This window comes from Metabacillus rhizolycopersici, from assembly GCF_020075705.1.
In genome coordinates this window covers 21,511-39,843 of the sequence record NZ_JAIQUM010000021.1, presented here as the reverse complement: position 1 = coordinate 39,843, position 18,333 = coordinate 21,511, and the positions used below count along the sequence as shown (strand labels likewise).

Annotated in this window: 13 protein-coding genes; all 13 read left to right on the top strand. The window is 34.7% G+C overall.

What is annotated here, in order from left to right; all coding sequences use genetic code 11:
* Nucleotides 1–137: 137 nt before the first annotated feature.
* A complete protein-coding gene (locus tag K9V48_RS11475; protein ID WP_224139136.1) occupies nucleotides 138–1,103 on the top strand; it encodes a nuclease-related domain-containing protein in 966 nt (321 codons plus the stop codon).
* A 277-nt stretch (nucleotides 1,104–1,380) separates the two neighbouring features.
* Nucleotides 1,381–2,163 carry an SGNH/GDSL hydrolase family protein gene (locus tag K9V48_RS11470; RefSeq protein ID WP_224139135.1) on the top strand — a complete coding sequence of 261 codons (783 nt, stop codon included), beginning with the start codon at nucleotides 1,381–1,383 and terminating at the stop codon, nucleotides 2,161–2,163.
* Nucleotides 2,164–2,385: 222 nt separating this feature from the next.
* Nucleotides 2,386–4,179: a cell wall-binding repeat-containing protein gene (locus K9V48_RS11465; protein WP_224139134.1), complete on the top strand. Its 1,794-nt coding sequence runs from the start codon at nucleotides 2,386–2,388 to the stop codon at nucleotides 4,177–4,179.
* A gap of 292 nt (nucleotides 4,180–4,471) precedes the next feature.
* Entirely contained in the window at nucleotides 4,472–5,368 is an 897-nt protein-coding gene (gene galU / locus K9V48_RS11460) for a UTP--glucose-1-phosphate uridylyltransferase GalU (RefSeq protein ID WP_308012563.1), read from the top strand.
* An 18-nt stretch (nucleotides 5,369–5,386) separates the two neighbouring features.
* Nucleotides 5,387–6,715, top strand: a complete 1,329-nt coding sequence (locus K9V48_RS11455; RefSeq protein ID WP_224139132.1) for a UDP-glucose dehydrogenase family protein — start codon at nucleotides 5,387–5,389, stop codon at nucleotides 6,713–6,715.
* A gap of 997 nt (nucleotides 6,716–7,712) precedes the next feature.
* Nucleotides 7,713–8,699 (top strand): methyltransferase domain-containing protein, encoded by a 987-nt coding sequence (locus tag K9V48_RS11450; protein WP_224139131.1) that lies wholly within the window; start codon nucleotides 7,713–7,715, stop codon nucleotides 8,697–8,699.
* Entirely contained in the window at nucleotides 8,699–10,900 is a 2,202-nt protein-coding gene (locus K9V48_RS11445) for a glycosyltransferase (protein WP_224139130.1), read from the top strand. Before K9V48_RS11450 ends, K9V48_RS11445 begins: the two co-directional genes overlap by 1 nt.
* Before the next feature lie 407 nt (nucleotides 10,901–11,307).
* Nucleotides 11,308–11,667 carry a hypothetical protein gene (locus K9V48_RS11440; RefSeq protein ID WP_224139129.1) on the top strand — a complete coding sequence of 120 codons (360 nt, stop codon included), beginning with the start codon at nucleotides 11,308–11,310 and terminating at the stop codon, nucleotides 11,665–11,667.
* Nucleotides 11,668–11,718: 51 nt separating this feature from the next.
* Complete coding sequence (locus tag K9V48_RS29425) at nucleotides 11,719–13,326, top strand: glycosyltransferase family 4 protein (RefSeq protein WP_224139128.1); 1,608 nt, start codon at nucleotides 11,719–11,721, stop codon at nucleotides 13,324–13,326.
* A 563-nt stretch (nucleotides 13,327–13,889) separates the two neighbouring features.
* Nucleotides 13,890–15,146 carry a nucleotide sugar dehydrogenase gene (locus K9V48_RS11430; RefSeq protein ID WP_224139127.1) on the top strand — a complete coding sequence of 419 codons (1,257 nt, stop codon included), beginning with the start codon at nucleotides 13,890–13,892 and terminating at the stop codon, nucleotides 15,144–15,146.
* A 237-nt stretch (nucleotides 15,147–15,383) separates the two neighbouring features.
* Nucleotides 15,384–16,163, top strand: a complete 780-nt coding sequence (locus K9V48_RS11425) for an ABC transporter permease (RefSeq protein ID WP_224139126.1) — start codon at nucleotides 15,384–15,386, stop codon at nucleotides 16,161–16,163.
* Entirely contained in the window at nucleotides 16,164–16,901 is a 738-nt protein-coding gene (locus K9V48_RS11420; protein ID WP_224139125.1) for an ABC transporter ATP-binding protein, read from the top strand.
* The gene (locus K9V48_RS11415) at nucleotides 16,898–18,118 is read left to right on the top strand and encodes a glycosyltransferase (protein ID WP_224139124.1); all 1,221 of its coding nucleotides are present in this window, start codon (nucleotides 16,898–16,900) and stop codon (nucleotides 18,116–18,118) included. Before K9V48_RS11420 ends, K9V48_RS11415 begins: the two co-directional genes overlap by 4 nt.
* Nucleotides 18,119–18,333 lie beyond the last annotated feature (215 nt).

Below are 18,333 nucleotides of genomic sequence, written 5' to 3'. Positions count from 1 at the left end.
GAAAATCAGACAATAAAGTGGTCAAATCCGACAATAAATAGTGATTTTCGGATAATAGGTCCCTTATCTGCCTAGCAGGATGTACGAATCTCGGCGTCGAAAGACATCAAGAACAAAAAAGGCAAAGGACTGATGAAATGATTATAAAACCACGAATGTATCCTCTTTACATCAAAAAATTAGAAGCGCTGCAAAGAAGACTATTGTTAGAACATCCGAAATTCGAACTCATTAAAGAAGACTGTGGAAAAAGAATAGCGGGATACAGAGGTGAACAAAGCTTGGATTACCATTTAGGATTTCTAGCTGAACACCAATACCACATCTTACATGATGTAAGGATCTACGATGGAACACATTTTTTTCAATTGGACACTGTTATTCTTTCGAAAAAATTCATCCTTATTCTAGAGGTGAAAAATATTACAGGTACACTTTATTTTGATAGTGATTTTAACCAACTAATAAGAATACAGGATGAAAAGAAGGAATCATTTCCTGATCCGATTTTGCAGGTGGAGCGACAAAATTATCAGTTAAGGAAATGGTTGAGGCTTATCAAGCATTCAAACCTTCCTGTTCAATCACTTGTTGTAATTGGTTCACCTCGAACTATCCTTGAAACAACGCCTCAAAATGAAAAAATCTATAAAAAGGTTATACATAGCGCGAAGCTCCCATTTGCGATTTTGTCAATTGAACAAGATTACAAAAAGAATTACCTCAGTGAAAAACAACTTTTTCAATTAAGTCAGCAAATGGTAACGAACCATACCCCACTAAACATTGATATTCTTGCACAATACAAAATTCCCAAAGGAGACATTTTAAAAGCAGTAATTTGCTCATACTGTCAATCTCTGCCTATGAAGAGAAGTAAAGGCAAATGGATATGTTCCAAATGCAGTTTTATATCAAAAGATGCCCATCTTTCAGCACTCGAGGACTATTCTTTGCTAATTGACTCAACGATTACTAATCAGAAGATGAGAGAGTTTTTAAATATACAATCTACATCTGTTGCAAATAAATTGCTTTTTTCTTTGAAATTAGAAAGTAGTGGTACTAAAAGGGGGAAAATATACCACTTGAATGTTACCTGATTTTTGTCTGAATATGGCGTCCGGTCAAAATGTTTTTGATTTCCGCTGATATCATACTCATTTCGGACAATAAATCCAGAAACCGGACAATATACTCCTCAATCCCGATAAAAAACTTATTTTTAGGACAATAAGTTATACGCGTGCCACAATCTTAGGTGAAGATTATGATAAAAAGATAATGAGGAAATGATCCTGAGTTTGGAAATTGGTTTGTAGATATCGCTTTTTTGTGTATAATTTTAAGAGGAAATTGTCGGGAATTGGGGGAATTATTGTGAAAAGGATTGTTGTCATTATAACTCTTATTCTATGTGTAGGAACAATTATATTTGGAAATCTACATTGGAAAAATAAAATAGCTGCTCGAGGGGAAGAAGTGGCGAATACAGTTGTAGCTAAAACTGAACCTTTAAAAGAAGCAGAAGCTAATCAAGACGTTTCAGTATATTTTAGTAATCTACCTGAGAGTGTACAAAATAAAATTAAGGATGCACAAACATCGGGACAACCGTTACAGTTTGTTATCTATGGGTCTAATGCGACGTCAGTTGAAGAAGGAGCTTGGCCTGCTCAGCTCTCAAAGCAGTTAGAAGATACATATGGTACGAATGTATTTCAAGTAACAGTAATATCAGAAGGGGAAAAAACATCACTTGATGTTGTTAGAGAAAAGTCGTATAAGCAGGTCAGTGAATTAAAGCCTGATATCGTATTATTTGAACCATTCATGCTGAAAGATAATGGACTTATTGGTTTATCAAATACTCTAGATAATATTGAAACAATGATGGATTCATGGAAATCGGAAAATGATGCTGTTACAATCATGATCCAGCCACCAAATCCATTATATTCAGCTAATTATTACCCAAAGGAAGTTAAAGAACTTCAGGAATATGCGAAGCAAAATAACCTAACTTATTTAAATCATTGGGAAGCCTGGCCTGATTTAGAAGATAGTAAAATGAATGATTACTTAACAGAAGAAAGTGATGCCAATGATAATGGAAATAAAATTTGGGCGGACTTTTTAATTAAATACTTTATTGCCAAGTAGACGGTGGAGATTCCATCGTCTATTTTTTGTTAAAGCGTACTATAAAATTCTTATACTGTGGATAAGCGCACGACATCCAGCACCAGCGCTTTTGTTCTTAGAGACTTTTATCGCGGGGCAAAATAACTACTAAAATTTTAGTATTCTAGGAAAATCCCTTATTTCTAATGTAAAATTTTGTTATAGTAAAAATAGTAAACAATTAATTTAGGAGGCTCGAAATTGAAATTAAAACTAGTAATAATGATGCTAGCGATACTTGTTGTTTTAAGTATTCAAGGGAAACCAGCATCAGCTGTAGAGAGTATGTGTGGTTACACACCTGAAAAAGGGAAAGACCCTTCTTTCCAACAAGTCAATTGTATATTAACAACGAAAGCTAAAGAATATGGAGTACCCCCAGAAATAGTAAAGGCTATAGCGACACAAGAAAAAGGAAATTGGGAACAATTTGATGATAAAGGTGAAGCGATCATATCAGATGATGGTGGGATCGGAATCATGCAAATTACCTCATATGCCGCTAAAGATAAGGAACGACTAAAAAATGATGCTATTTTTAACATCGAAGAAGGGGTTAAAAGATTAGCATCGAATTTTTATTCTAGGTCTGATTTACCGAAAATAAATGATCATTCTAATGAAAAGCTAGAAAGCTGGTACTTTGCAGTTATGGCTTATAATGGTATTAAACCAGTGAATAGCCCTTTTGAAAAATGCTTGAAGCCTGAGATTACAAGAAATGTAAATGCATATCAGGAAAAGGTATATACAATTTTAGAAAAAAATTACGAAATTTCAATAAAAATGGATCAAATCCCTTTCAAACCTCAAGATTTCAACTATACTTGTGGATCTAGTAACAATATCCAGTTTTTGGACAAGCAATATGATTTTGACGGTTCATTAACGAATTCAAAAGAATTATATACACAACAAAATGATTATGTAGAAGTTACAACGAACACTAGATTGCAGAAATCACCAACAACAGGAAATAAGGTGATGGATATTACATCAAAATCTGTTCTTTCTGTCCAAGGTGAGTTGGAATATGATCTAGTTAGTAAGGCCAATCGCTTTAGTTGGGTCCCTGTAAAAAGTGGTTCCAAGCAAGGATATATTGCATCTAAATATATTAATAGAATAGGTTCGAGAATTTCTGGGAAAGATCGATATGAAACAGCTGTTCAAATTTCTAAGGCTGGATGGGATACGGCGAATACAGTTGTTCTTGCTAGAGGAGATGATTTTCCAGATGCTCTTGCTGGAGGACCATTAGCGTATAAACTAGATTCTCCGATTCTATTAACAAATAAAAATAAGCTAGATGCAGTTACAAAAAATGAAATTATTCGTCTAAAAGCAGGTAAAGTTATTATTCTTGGTGGAACTGGTGCGGTTAGTGAATCTGTTGCAAAGGAATTACGTGCTTTAAATCTAAAAATTGAAAGAATTTCTGGCAAAGATCGTTTTGAAACGTCCGTGCAAATTGCTAATAAACTTGGTGGTAATCCTAAGAAGGCTATTATTGCATATGGATGGAACTTTCCAGATGCATTGGCAATCGCTCCTTATGCAGCGCGTCAAGGATATCCAATTTTGTTAACCAATAAGGAGGAAATTCCTTCTAGTGTGAACAAGGCCTTGTCTGGAATGGAAGAAACAATTATTGTTGGTGGAACGGGAGTTATTAGTTCAAAAGTGGAGAATAAATTAAAAATATCAACAAGAATATCAGGTGAAGAACGATACTCTACTGCTGTAGAAATTTTAAAGGAAGTAGATCTTGATCAAAGGAGAATCTTCTTCACTAATGGAACGAACTATCCGGATGCCCTAACAGGATCGGTTTTAGCAGCCAAATACAACGCACCAATTTTACTTGTTAAACCGAATGAAATGCCGCCTGTCATAACTGGAAATGTCAGCAGTCTTGAACATTTTTATTTAGTAGGAGGAAATGGTGCAATAAATGAAGACCTTGTTCCTTCGTTTCAAAAATTAATAAATTAATTAATGGCATGTACTTTACATTTTGTAAGGTACATGTCTTTTTTATTCGATATTAAGGTTCTAGCTTCATAGAATAACAGATGGTCATGTTTACATACTTTATGAAACTTTAACAAAAGCTTTACTTTTTTAATGATAAAGTACGATAAAATGAATATAAGTAGATAAAGAGAAATCTTTTAGTGTATCTAAACCTTGTAATCCTATATGTGACATAGCACCCCTGAATGAAACAACTTTAGAATGTTACATTAATTATGGGCAGAATCTAAACTTTTAAGGGGGAGAAATGATGCAGATAAAAAAGGCAATTATTCCTGCAGCTGGTTTAGGAACGAGGTTTTTGCCTGCGACGAAGGCACAACCAAAGGAAATGCTACCGATTGTTGATAAGCCAACTATTCAATACATTATCGAGGAAGCAGTAGCTTCTGGAATTGAAGATATTCTAATTGTTAGTGGCCGCGGAAAGCGAGCAATTGAGGACCATTTTGATAAATCATATGAATTGGAAGAAACATTAGCTCATAAAGAGAAATGGGATATTCTTGAAGAGATACAACGTATTTCTCAGCTTGCTAATATTCATTATATACGACAAAAAGAGCCGAAGGGACTTGGACATGCCGTCCATTGTGCACGGCGCTTTATCGGTAATGAGCCTTTTGCTGTTATGCTGGGAGATGACATTGTGCAAACAAATGGGTCGACCCCTTGTTTGAAGCAGCTTATTCAAGTTTATAATCAATATGAACAAGCAGTTATAGGTGTGCAAAAAGTTAACGAAGCGGATGTTTCTAAATATGGAATTGTCAGCTATGAAACGGAGCCAATACAAGAAAATATATACAATATAGTAGACCTAGTTGAAAAACCAAGTATTGATCAAGCTCCTTCAAATAGTGCTATCATGGGGAGGTATATTTTAACTCCAGAAATTTTTGCTGTTTTAGAGAATCAAGCTCCAGGTGCTGGTGGAGAAATTCAATTAACTGATGCTCTGACCACTTTATTAAAAAATCAAAGCATGTTAGCGTATCATTTTAATGGTAAGAGATATGATGTTGGAGATAAACTTGGCTTTATTAAGGCGACAATCGATTTTGCATTAGAGAGACATGAATTAAAAAATGATTTATTAGACTATCTAAATCAATTAATGAGTGAACGAAATCATATAAATCGCTAGTAGCTAGGAGGTACTACCTTGAAAGTAACTGTGGCTGGTACGGGTTATGTTGGTTTAGTAACGGGTGTATGTTTAGCTGAAGTAGGTCATGAAGTGATTTGTATTGATTTAGATGAAATAAAAATCCGGATGCTAAATAGTGGGGCATCCCCGATATATGAACCGGGCTTAGAGGATATGCTTGTCAAAAATCTAGAGGGAGGTAACCTTCGTTTTACAAGCTCACCAAAATTAGCTTATAACCAAAGAGAAGTCATTATCATTGCTGTTGGTACACCAGAGAACCCAGATGGATCAGCGAATTTGTCATATATAGATAGTGTATCACAGGATATAGCAGAGCACATTACTGAAGAGGTTATTGTTACAATAAAAAGCACCGTTCCGGTTGGAACAAATGATAGAGTAAAAGAGTTAATTAATTCACGTAAACCACCTCATCTGCAAGTTGAAGTTGTGTCAAATCCTGAGTTTTTGAGAGAGGGATCGGCGATAAAAGATACCTTTGAAGGTGATCGTATTGTTATCGGTTCGGCAAATCAACAAGCAGGTGATATTATTGAAGATTTGTATTCACCTTTTAAAGTTCCAATTGTTAGGACAGATATTAGAAGTTCAGAAATGATTAAATATGCTTCCAACGCATTCCTTGCAACGAAAATTAGTTTTATAAATGAAATTGCAACGATTTGTGAAAAGGTGGGGGCAAATATTGAGGATGTTGCAGCAGGAATTGGCTTGGATAAGAGAATAGGAAATCAGTTCCTACAGGCTGGCATCGGCTATGGTGGTTCTTGCTTCCCGAAGGATACAAAAGCATTAGTGCAGTTAGCTGGTAATGTAAAGCATAAATTTGAATTGTTAGAGTCTGTCATAAAAGTAAACAATAATCAGCCCCGATTATTAATTGAAAAAGCGAAAGCTATTGTTGGAGAATTAAAAGGAAGGCGAGTGGCCTTGTTAGGTTTAGCCTTTAAACCAAATACGGATGATATGAGAGAATCAGCGTCACTCGTATTGGCAAAGGAATTGATTGAAAGTGGATCAATCGTGTCTGTTTACGATCCAATTGCCTTAGAGAACGCAAGGAAGGTTCTAGGTGATTGTGTAAAATATTGCACATCGATTGATGAGGCTATTCGCGGAACGGAAGTAACATTTATAGGGACTGAATGGAAGGACATAAAAGAGTATCCAATCAATCGATTTAAAAAGCTTATGGATACCCCAAGAGTATTTGATGGGAGAAACTGCTATTCACTAGAAGAAGCCGTGGAACATGAGATTAATTATGTTTCAATAGGCCGGGAATCTGTTCTCCAACCAATAGCCAACCAAAATGATTAATTACTAGAGGTAGGTATTTGAAAAATACCTACCTCTTTGCATGGTATAAAGCTTGAATCTATCAAGAGTTTGGTCCTTCTCATCTGACTGTTTCAAAAAATGGTCAGACTAAAAGCCTACGATATGGTTCCATTCGATCGTGCTCTTTGTTTTAACCACCGGATATCTCTTAGGTTCAGATGCATATGTCGAATTTTGTTTTTTGGTATTGGAAGAATAACTTTTTATCCCGCATTAACGGGCAGTAATACCTCCACCTCTAAGCTTAAGTGAATCACAAAGAGGCGAAGGTGGGGGATAACTGCCCGTAAAAGCCTGATAAGTCTCGCTATCCATCAGTGGGGGATAAGGAAAACCCCCACTGATGGAAGTCTCGCTTTATAATACCGCAATATGGATGTCTATGTTCGACAATATTTGAGATTTATCTTACTTATTATGCAACATGTGATTTCATTTTATTTAACGAAATAAATGGTTGAAGTAGAATTGAATATAATGGAATAAAAGGTTATGCGCCATCTAGCAATGCTTCGACTCTGTAGGTAAAAGAACAGCGGACGCTCTAGAATAGAAGGTGAAAAAACACCTTCTATTCTAGAGCGTCTTATTTGCCCGAGGCTGATCAAGGCGCTTATGCTTTTGTTTATGTTTAGCAAATTGTAAAATTCTTGAACTGTGGATAAGCGCAGGATATCCAGCTCCAGCGCCTAGCCCCTCGAGATCATAAGCCACTTTTGAATTGAAGGCAAAGTACGCCTTCTATTCAAAAGCTTCTTATGTTTGTCGGGGCTGACCAAGGCGCTTACGCTTTTGTTTATGTTTATCCAATCTTTTCCCTATCAAAGAATATAACTTTTTTAATGTTGTTGTAATTAGACTTTCTTCGATATAATAAATGAAGCCTATTAAAGAATTACAATAAACCTAAATGCAAAGCCTAAGCACTAATATATAAACTAGAAATACTTTTAGTTCATTAATTGGAGGAGTTATTTTGGGAAATCTTTCTATAGATCGTGTGAATGAAGCTTATTATGGAGCTTTGGGAACAGATTTTAGTAAACAAACAAGAGAACGTATTAATTGGATTGTCACACATGTAGAAGGGAACAACATTTTAGATATCGGCTGTTCTCAAGGAATTACTTCAATACTACTAGGGCGTGAAGGAAAAAGAGTAGACGGAATTGATATCTCAAGTGAGTCAATCGAATATGCTATAAAAGAACTTGAAAATGAGCATTCTTCTGTGCAGCAATTGGTTACTTTTCGCCTTGCAAATTTTATGACTGATGATGAAATAAAGCATCAATATGATACAGTTTTATTAACTGAAGTGCTAGAGCATATTAGTGATCCGAATGCATTTTTACAAAAAGTTAGTAAGCACGTAAAACATAATGGGAAATTGATTATCACAGTGCCGTTTGGTATTAATGATTATATTGATCATAAACGTACATATTATTATTCTCGATTGATTGAACAAGTAAGAGCTCATTTTTCTATAGATTCTGTTGAATATCTGGGGAAATGGGTAGGGGTTATTTGTAAAGCGTCATCTGAAAAGAATGATTCACTTTATTCGGAGCAAGCAATTCGTCAATTAGAAGATGCTTTTGAAGTGGTTGAGCGTGAGTATAAAACTCAATTAGAGCAGTATATCCGAGATAATCATAAATATAAAAAGGATTCAGATGATCTTCAAAGGAAGGCACCTTTAGTAGATGAACTGAAATTATCTGTTCTTGAGAAGGAAGAGTATATTCGTCAGCTTCAAATCGAAACAGTTGAATTATTAAATAGAGAAGAAGAGGCATTAACAGCAGCAATTGCAAAGTCTGATAAAATTGCAGAATTGAATAGGCAAATATCTTTATTAGAACATCGCTATAATGTTTTAAAACGTTCACGATTTGGGAGAATTCAATTAAAATATTGGTCGTTAAAGAAAAAAATTGTTGGAAGAGGTAAAAAATAATGCTGAAAGAGGAACTACTCAGACGTTTAAATAAGGTACGACTTACACGCGCGAAAAAACTTGGTTACGAATTACCTGAAGACATCATACGAAAAAATGAGAAGCCACTTTATGAAGAGGGCGTTAGCATTATTTTGCCAACCTATAAAGGTGAAGCACTTATTCAAAAATGCTTAGAGTCATTAGCAAGCCAAACACTTGATCCTTCTTTATTTGAAGTTATCGTTGTGATTAATGGGGAAAAAGACAATAGTGAGAAACTAATTAACCAGCTAATCGATGATAAGCAGCTAACAAATATCAAAGTGATTTCGATTGACGAAGCAGGGGCTTCCATTGCCCGCAATAAAGGCATTGCTTTAGCATCACGTCAATATTGTACGTTTATCGATGATGATGATTATTTTTCGAATAACTTTTTAGAAGAGATGTATAAACTTGCAAAGCAAGACACGATTGTCGTTTCGCAAATTTATAATGTTGAGCCAGATGGAAAACTTCAAACATCGAACCCAATTAATAGACAAATATTAAAGTCAGTGATAAGCAAACAGCATGCATATTATAAATTACATACTGTATTAACAATCAGCGCATGTAAGCTCATTCCGACGATGTACTTACAGAAATATCGATTCAATGAAACACTTCGTAGTGGAGAGGATATTGCATTTTTCACAGAGTTATTTGTAAAAAATGATTTTAACTATGTATTAGCACCTATTACAAAACAAGTGGTTTACTATCGAACATTAAGAGAAAATTCGATTTCTCGTCAAGCGATGACATTCGACTTCAACATAAAACAACGTGCAGATGTTATTTCCTTGTTAAATAATCTCCTAGAAGTTGATGACCTTCCATTTAGTAAAAGAGATTTTATTGAACGTAAAATAAATGCACAAGGTTCGTTTGTGAAAAAATACTATGATGAGCACCCTGATGAATATGATCGAATCATCGATGAGCTTGCTAGTAGAAAATTCATTTACTTCCCTTACCATCTTATTAATCAGGAGCGTGTTGAACGTTTAGTCGTATCCTATTGTTTCCCACCATATAATGATACTGCTGGTAATGTAATGGCTAAACGTATGAGAGAAGCTGGGAAAGTATCAGATGTTGTTTATAATACAATGGATCGTGTTCGAAATAAAAGTTACTCTTTAAACAAAATGGTTGATGACTTAATCAATGTTCGTGTACCTATAAAATCCCCTTCAAGCTTTTCAAATTGGAAGGATATCAAAACATTTGTTGATATGGGTATGAAAGAAATTGAGGAGTTAGTCAAAAAAAATGGTGTGCATAAAGAGGTATTTAGCCGTGCTATGTGGGCAGCATCGCATTTTCTTGCCTTTCAGTATAAAATGAAACATCCAGAATCGAAATGGATTGCAGAATTCTCAGATCCATTGCTATATGATATAGAAGCGAAAAAAAGACACGTAGACATTACGGATAATGACTACATCAAAATGATGGAAGAAAACGTGAAAAAGGCTGGAATGCCTGTACCTAATACGAATAATCTATTTTTCTGGTGTGAATATTTACCTTATGTGTTTGCAGATGAATTAATTTTCACAAACAAAAATCAGTTACAGTATATGATGGATGTTTTCCCAATTGCTGAAATTAAGGATGTTATTAAGAAGAAAGCAATAATTGATCCACATCCAACACTACCAGATAAATATTATCATATGGAAGAGTTTAACTACCCGTTATTATCAGAGGAACATGTTAACTTGGCGTACTTTGGTAATTTCTACAGCAAACGAAACTTAAATGATATTTTCGAGGGGCTTAAGTTATCCAAAGACAATGTAAAAGACAGAGTGCTTATTCATGTATTCACATCTAAGCCTGATGAATTAAGTGAACAGCTTCAAAATGATCCACTTGAGGATAATGTTATCGTAAACGGGTACGTTGACTTTTATAAATTTTTAAATTTATGTACTAAATTTGATTGTTTAATTGTCAATGATTCAACAACGAAGGATAATAAGGAAATCAATCCATATTTACCATCTAAGTTAAGTGATTATAGTGGTAGTGGTACTGATATATGGGGAATATATGAAGAAGGCAGTATTTTAAGTAACAGTGAACAAGCTACTTTCTTATCTCTACTAAATGACTTCGAAGCAGCAGCAGGAGTGTATGAGCAGTTAGTTAACAAAAAGTTTTCTTAAGATAATGAAATGACAAAACAGAAAGATATGTTCTCATATTTTTCTGTTTTTTTTATGTGATTATAAAATTCTTGTACTGTGGATAAGTGCACGACATCCAGCTCCAGCGCCTAGCCCCTCGATGTCATAAGCCAATCAGGAATTGAAGGTAAAAAACACCTTCTATTCCTGATCGTCTTATGCTTGTCGGGGCTGATCAAGGCGCTTGCGCTTTTGTTTTGTAAATCTAACGAATTATTCCAATTATAGCTATACCTTTCATATTTATATAAATAAGTATTGAGCAAAATAACAAATAAGTTAAAAATGTCATACGGTACTTTAAAAAGATACTTATATTTGTTTAAATGGTGTAGGGAGACAAAGAAAAGCATGTTCAGAAAGTAATGATGAGAGGAGCAGAATGGATGGGGAATACTCCAGTGATTGGTCGTGAAATGATTACGATAAGTAAAAAGGAATATGAAGAATTGAAAGAATTAACTGAGCGACTTATTGAGGATAAAAAAGAAATGGAGAAAGAATTTAAGGAAATTCTATCCCGTGTTGTAGATGAAGTGGAAACTCGTGAACAAATCGGTGAGCTCTTAAGTAAAAAAGAATTCGAATCATTTAAGGAATCAGGATTCTCTCCTGAAAAATTAATTAACACAATAGATGAACAAGAACAAACAATCAATGATCTAAAGAAAAAAATAAATAAATTAGAGAATTCCAAATTAGGGAAATTACAAAAGAGATTATGGGGACTTAGAAATAAAAAATAATCATTCCAAATACAAATCTTCTCGTATGTATTCAGCAGGAGGGGAAATAGAGTGTTAAAAGACGATTCAATTGAATCCATTCAATTTTTAGATAAATGGCCTAAGCAAACAAACACTACCTATAAAGTATTGATTGCTGACTCTGCTGTGCTAAAAATGAAAGTACAGCAGATAAACAAGGATGCACTGCCGATCATCATTTATTACGATAACAAAAAGGTGTTTAAAGATAAAATAAATACAAACAGAACCTATGTAGCAAAGCTAGATGGGGAAACAAATAATAGTTTGCAAATACAACAGGTGATTGTTGGATACGATAAAAATAATAAACAAGTATTTAGTGTTTATAATCCCTTAGGTAGTGAAATGATTGTAAACTTTCCAGAAACTACAGTTAGCTATTCGGTTGGAGTGAGGTTGTCTGGAGATGGAGAAGTGACTATATCAGAATTTTCACTTACGACTTATAACACTGCCATTGCTGATAGTAAAAAGGAATTGTTTACAAAAAATCCTGAGCGTGATTATTTAATTATCACTAATGTGTATCCGGAAAAAAATAATTATTATCAAAATATGTTCATCCATAGGAGAGCATTATCTTATCTTGAAAAAGGTATCAATGTAGAGATTTATCGTCTAAATACTTCACCGGGGAGCATTGCTTCGTATACGTTTGAAGGCATCCCTGTTTTTATTAGTGGTGAAGATGAATTGGTAAACTTGTTGAATGTAAAGCCTTATAAAAAGATATTCTTCCACTTTATCAATGAACGTATGTATGGTGCCGTTCGCAAGTCTCAAGCAAAACAAACACCAAAGCTAGTGTGGGTTCATGGGTATGAAACAACAAAATGGTATCGTCGATGGTTTAACTTTTATCAGAATACAAAAAGCCTACGTTCAGCCCTTAATCAAGCGGATGGAAATCAAAAGCAGTTAGACTTTATGCGTAAACTTTATACAACAGATGATGATGACATAAAATTTATCTTTGTGTCGAATTGGTATAAAGAAAAGATTGCGGAAAAAGACACAAATTCGATCGTGAAAAATTATAAGGTTATTCATAATGTAATTGATGATGAATTATTCAATTATGTTGAAAAAACGGCCGAACAAAGAAAGCGAATTTTAACAATACGTCCATTTGCATCACGAACGTATGCGAATGATTTAACCGTGAAAGCCATATTAGCTTTAAAAGATCGGCCATTTTTTAATGATCTTGATTTTGATATATATGGGCAAGGACCGTTGTTCGATGAAGTTGTAGAACCGATACGTAATATTCCAAATGTACATCTTCATAATTACTTTTTATCACAAGAGCAAATTGCTGAACAACATAAAACACACGGAATCTTTTTGTGTCCTTCTCGGATGGATTCCCAAGGGGTATCATTAGGGGAGGCTATGTCAAGTGGGCTTGTGCCAGTAACAAACGGTATTTGTGCAATCCCTGAGTTCATTGACGAGTCGTGTGGCTTTTTAGCATCTAATGAAGATTACATCGGTTTAGCAAACGCGATTGAACATTTATATCATAATCCTGAGGATTTTCTAACTAAATCGAATAGAGCTGCAAATCGTGTACGTCATCAGTGTAGTAAGAATAAGATGATTCGTTCTGAATTAAATGAAATCATTTCTTAGTGTTATAGGAAAACTATAAAATTCTTGTACTGGGGATAAGCACACGACAACCAGCGCAAGCGTCCGGCCACGCATGAATTGAGGGCAAAGAACACCTTCTATTCATGCGCGTCTTATGCCTGCCTTAGGCTGATCAAGGCGCTTCCGCTTTTGTTCTTAAGTGATATCGTCGGAATTATGACATTTTAGATTTGGGCTTTATGTCTAACTCTAACGTCCTGAGCACTTAACGTAATCGTTCGTAACTGCTTCTAAGGTCTAGGCTTGAAGATAAAGAGCGCATTCAAGGCTCAAGTGTCTAATTTGCCCTTTTCTTAGAGAATAAGTTTTTTGACTTAGTTTTCGTGTCCAGCGCAAGCGTCCTAGCTCCTCTTGGGTCTAAGCCACTCAGGAATTGAAGGCAGAGAACACCTTCTATTCCTGATCGTCTTATGCATGTCGGGGCTGAACAAGGCGCTTGCGCTTTTCTTAGAGGCAACGACATTATTGACATGGATTTGTCTAAGTTGTAATGTTGTAAGGAGTAATTTTAACATTTTGGTATATACTGGAGGAAATTGGATATGAAGTTAGTAACAATTGGTCTCGGTTATATTGGCCTGCCGACTTCAATTATGTTTGCAAAGCATGGAGTTGACGTGATTGGTGTAGATGTCCAACAAGAAGTTGTTGACTCATTAAATCACGGCAAAATTCATATTGAAGAGCCTGGTTTACAAGAAGCTTTAGAAGAAGTTATGGAAACAGGCAAATTTAAAGCTTCCACAGAACCTGAAAAGGCGGATGCATTTATTATTGCTGTGCCTACACCAAATAAAGATGATCAATATAAATCAGTTGATTTAAAATATGTATTAAGTGCAGTAGAAAACATGATTCCATATCTTGAAAAGAATAACATAGTCATTGTTGAATCTACAATTGCTCCACGTACGACAGATGATCATGTAAAACCACTGTTAGAAAAAGCGGGTTTTACAATCGGCGAAGATCTTTTCCTTGTACATTGTCCAGAAAGGGTACTACCTGGCCAAATTATGCATGAGTTAATCTATAACAACCGTATTATTGGTGGAGTAACAGAAGCTTGTAAAGAAGCAGGTGCAAACGTTTATCGTACGTTTGTTCAAGGAGAGCTGATTTTAACTGATGCGAAAACGGCTGAAATGTCTAAGCTTATGGAAAATACGTATCGTGATGTCAATATCTCATTGGCAAATGAACTTGTTAAAATCTGTACAAAACTAGGAATAAATGCGTTAGATGTTATTGAAATGGCAAATAAGCATCCTCGTGTAAACTTGCATTCGCCAGGTCCTGGAGTAGGTGGTCACTGCTTAGCTGTTGATCCTTATTTTATTGTAGCAGAAGCACCAGAGCAAGCGAAACTAATTTATCAGGCTCGAGATATTAACGTTTCAATGCCTTCATTTGTTGTTGAGCAAGTAGCAAAGATTCTTGGTGGAATTGAAGACAAAAAAATCACAGTGTTTGGTCTTACGTATAAAGGAAATGTGGACGATGTCCGTGAAAGTCCAGCAATGGATATTTATGGAGAGTTGAAAGCTGCAGGTGCAAAGGAAGTTGTTGCATATGACCCACATGTCAAAAAGGATTGGGTTGAAAAGGATATAGAAGTCGCTGTTAAAAATTCAAGCTTAGTGTTAGTTTTAACAGACCACAGCGAATTTAAATCTATCGAGACAAATGACTTAGCTGGAATGGCAGTAAAACAAATCTTTGATACAAAAAATATTGTGAAAAATTACCCAGAGGATGTTTCGTACATTAACTTTGGTAATCTTTATCAATATATTTGATAAGCCATATGTAGACATCTTCATATGATTTCACTCTGCGACCATAATGAATTATGGTCGCATTTTAAGCTAAAAGTATCGTGTGAAAGCAGTAAAAAAGAGACTTATCATAGTGATCTTTGTCTATTGGGAGTATTCTTTGGAGACGATAGTGATTCATAATGTAAAACTTGAAAGCTGTATGAACAAAGTTTATTATTATAAAGATGCAACATTTTGTAGGTTAGGAGAACGTGTATGTTTATTGATACAATAAAAGCCATTAAAACCAACAAAGATTTAATTTATCACTTAACTACTTCTGATTTTAAAGCGAATACTTCAAGAACGTATTTTGGTTTTCTATGGTGGGTATTAGATCCGATATTCTATATGGCTGTTTTTTACTTTTTAGTCGTTTTGATCTTAGATAGAGGAGGACCAAATTATCCTGTTATTATCTTCACAGGGTTGATTCCACTTAAGTTTGTAACGGCTTCTCTTGTCGACGGAACAAATGCTATATCATCTAAAGGGAATATTTTACAACAGGTTTATGTTCCAAAAATAATCTTTATTATCGTCCGCTTATTAGTTAACTGTATTAAATATATAATTAGTGTTGTTATGCTATTCCTTTTCTTGTTTATATATGGAATCGACTTCACTTGGAATGCCCTTTATTTTCCATTAGTTTTTCTGATAAATGCATTCTGCTTGTTAGGTGTTATGATTTTCTTAGCACATCTAGGTGTTTTTATTAAAGATGTTAAAAACATGATGCAATATATATCGAGAGTACTTATGTATTTATCACCTGTACTTTTTGAATTAAGTGATGTACCAAAAAGTCTAGTACCATATTTGTACTTGAATCCATTTACAACATTTTTGGAATCCTATCGAGATATATTAATTTACGGAAGACCACCTGAGTTTTTACCGTTATTTATTTTAACAATTGTATCAGTGCTCGTCCTTTATTTAGGTTTACGTTTGTTAAACAAAAACGAAAAAGAATATGCCAAGGTGATTTAATTGACTGAAAATATAATTGAAATAAAAGACCTCTGGGTATCATATCCAGAGTATACGGAAAAACCTTTAAAAAAGTTATTCAATTTACACAAAAAAGATGATCGATTTTGGGCGTTAAAGGGATTAAACTTTGAAGTGAAAAAAGGTGAAGTTCTCGGTATTATTGGACGAAATGGTTCAGGGAAAAGTACGCTTCTTAAACTGTTAAGCGGGCTGATTTCACCAGATAAAGGAGAATTTAGTATTTCCGAAAAAGAGCACCCAGTCCTCCTTTCATTGGGGGCTGGATTCCAAGCTGAGTTACCGGGAATTGAAAACATTTATCTCAATGGTTTATTGCTTGGACATAACAAAAAAACAATTGATGAAAAAATTGATGAAATCATTGAGTTCTCAGAGTTAGGTGATTTTATTTATAAGCCTGTAAGAACTTATTCTGCAGGGATGAAATCAAGACTAGCGTTTGCAACAGCTATATCACTGGATCCAGAGATTCTCCTTATTGATGAAGTATTAGGTGTAGGAGACACTGCCTTTCAACAAAAGTGTAGACAAGCCATTATGGAGAAGATTAAACAAGAAAGAACCGTCATTCTTGTTACTCATTCATCAAACCTAGTTAGACAAATCTGTGACCGAGTTGTGTGGATTCACCTGGGTGAACAAAAAGCAGTAGGTGAAACCGGACCGATCGTAACCGAGTACGATGCGTTTATGAAGAGCAGTGTTGCTAAATGAATATTTTAATGCTTTTATATAAAGATATTCATTATGATGCAAGAGTAAAAAGAGAGGCGTTGGCGTTAGCCGAAGCAGGCCATTTTGTATATATTTCTTGTGTGAAAGAATACAAAGAGCCTGCTCCTTTTTTACATAAAAATATAAAACTGCTGCATGTTGCTATATCCGTAAAGAGTATGAAAGCCTCTATTACACAGCAAGAAATGAAGAGTTCAAAAAAATCAATCTTGAAAAGCACTTTAGTATGGACTGTTCGAAGACCTGTAATAAAAATAATAAAAGATTATTTAGCTTATTACGAGTACTATAAAAAGGTTAAAGTACTGGTTAAGAATCTAGAGATTGATGTAATCCATTGTCATGACTTAAATACATTATGGCAAGGTAGTATGCTATCTGAGGACCTTTTGGCAAAACTTATTTATGACTCCCATGAGATTTTTAATGAAATGGCTGGCCGAAATAAGTTAGATCGAATCGTAGGATATCGGATGGAAAAACAACTATTTCGTAAAGTTGATTATGTTGTAACCGTGAATTCTTATTTAAGAGACTATTTATTCGAGCGTAATGGTGAAAAGCCTAGTATTCTGATTCAAAACATTCCGCTTGTTAATGAGCAGCAAATGTCAAAAACTGAGGTGCCTGCTACTTGGAATTATAACTTTGGGCAAGATGATGTTATTTTACTCTATCAAGGAGGTTTTTCTCCGTATCGAGGATTAGAATTAATTATTCAATCGATGGAAAAACTTCCAAAAAACTATAAATTAGTTTTAATTGGTTCTGGGGTTCTAAAGGATGAACTGGAAGAACTTGTTCGTACACTGAACCTTTCAGAAAAGGTCTTTTTCCATGATCAGGTTCCCTCGGACGAATTGATTTATTATACACGACAAGCACATATAGGCCTTGTTATGTATGAGAAGGTTTCTAAAAATAATTATTATTCCACTCCGAATAAGATCTTTGAATATATTCAAGCAGGTATTCCTGCAGTTTCTTCCAATCACCCTGGTAAATCGGTCATTATTGATGAATATAAAACAGGAGTATTAGCAGAAGAAACCGTTGATGGGATTGTTAAAGGAATAAACGAAGTTGTCAACAATTATCGTTATTATCAGCAAAACTGTTTGAATGCCCAAAAGGTGTTAACGTGGGAAGATGAAAGTAAAAAATTAATTGAGCTATATCAAGGGTTAGTTAGATAGGTGTTTCGCAAAAACTTAATATACTTAGTGCGGTGGTGTAGAAATCTTGACGCCACCGCTTTTATTTTCTCTTTTTTAGTAAACTTTGTTGTTTTTAAACTTACTTGATTTCTACTTCACCTATTCGAAATGATGTATTGTCCATAATCATGATTTATTGTCTGAGCTTGAGGTCTTTTTGTCCAAACTCAAGGTTTTATTGTCTGATTTTGAAA

What these genes read in the sequence shown, in the direction of transcription:
- K9V48_RS11475 (WP_224139136.1), top strand. Translation starts at nt 138, where the DNA reads ATGATTATAAAACCACGAATGTATCCTCTTTACATCAAAAAATTAGAA.
- K9V48_RS11415 (WP_224139124.1), top strand. Translation starts at nt 16,898, where the DNA reads ATGAATATTTTAATGCTTTTATATAAAGATATTCATTATGATGCAAGA.
- K9V48_RS11445 (WP_224139130.1), top strand. Translation starts at nt 8,699, where the DNA reads ATGCTGAAAGAGGAACTACTCAGACGTTTAAATAAGGTACGACTTACA.
- galU (WP_308012563.1), top strand. Translation starts at nt 4,472, where the DNA reads ATGCAGATAAAAAAGGCAATTATTCCTGCAGCTGGTTTAGGAACGAGG.
- K9V48_RS11440 (WP_224139129.1), top strand. Translation starts at nt 11,308, where the DNA reads ATGGGGAATACTCCAGTGATTGGTCGTGAAATGATTACGATAAGTAAA.
- K9V48_RS11430 (WP_224139127.1), top strand. Translation starts at nt 13,890, where the DNA reads ATGAAGTTAGTAACAATTGGTCTCGGTTATATTGGCCTGCCGACTTCA.
- K9V48_RS11425 (WP_224139126.1), top strand. Translation starts at nt 15,384, where the DNA reads ATGTTTATTGATACAATAAAAGCCATTAAAACCAACAAAGATTTAATT.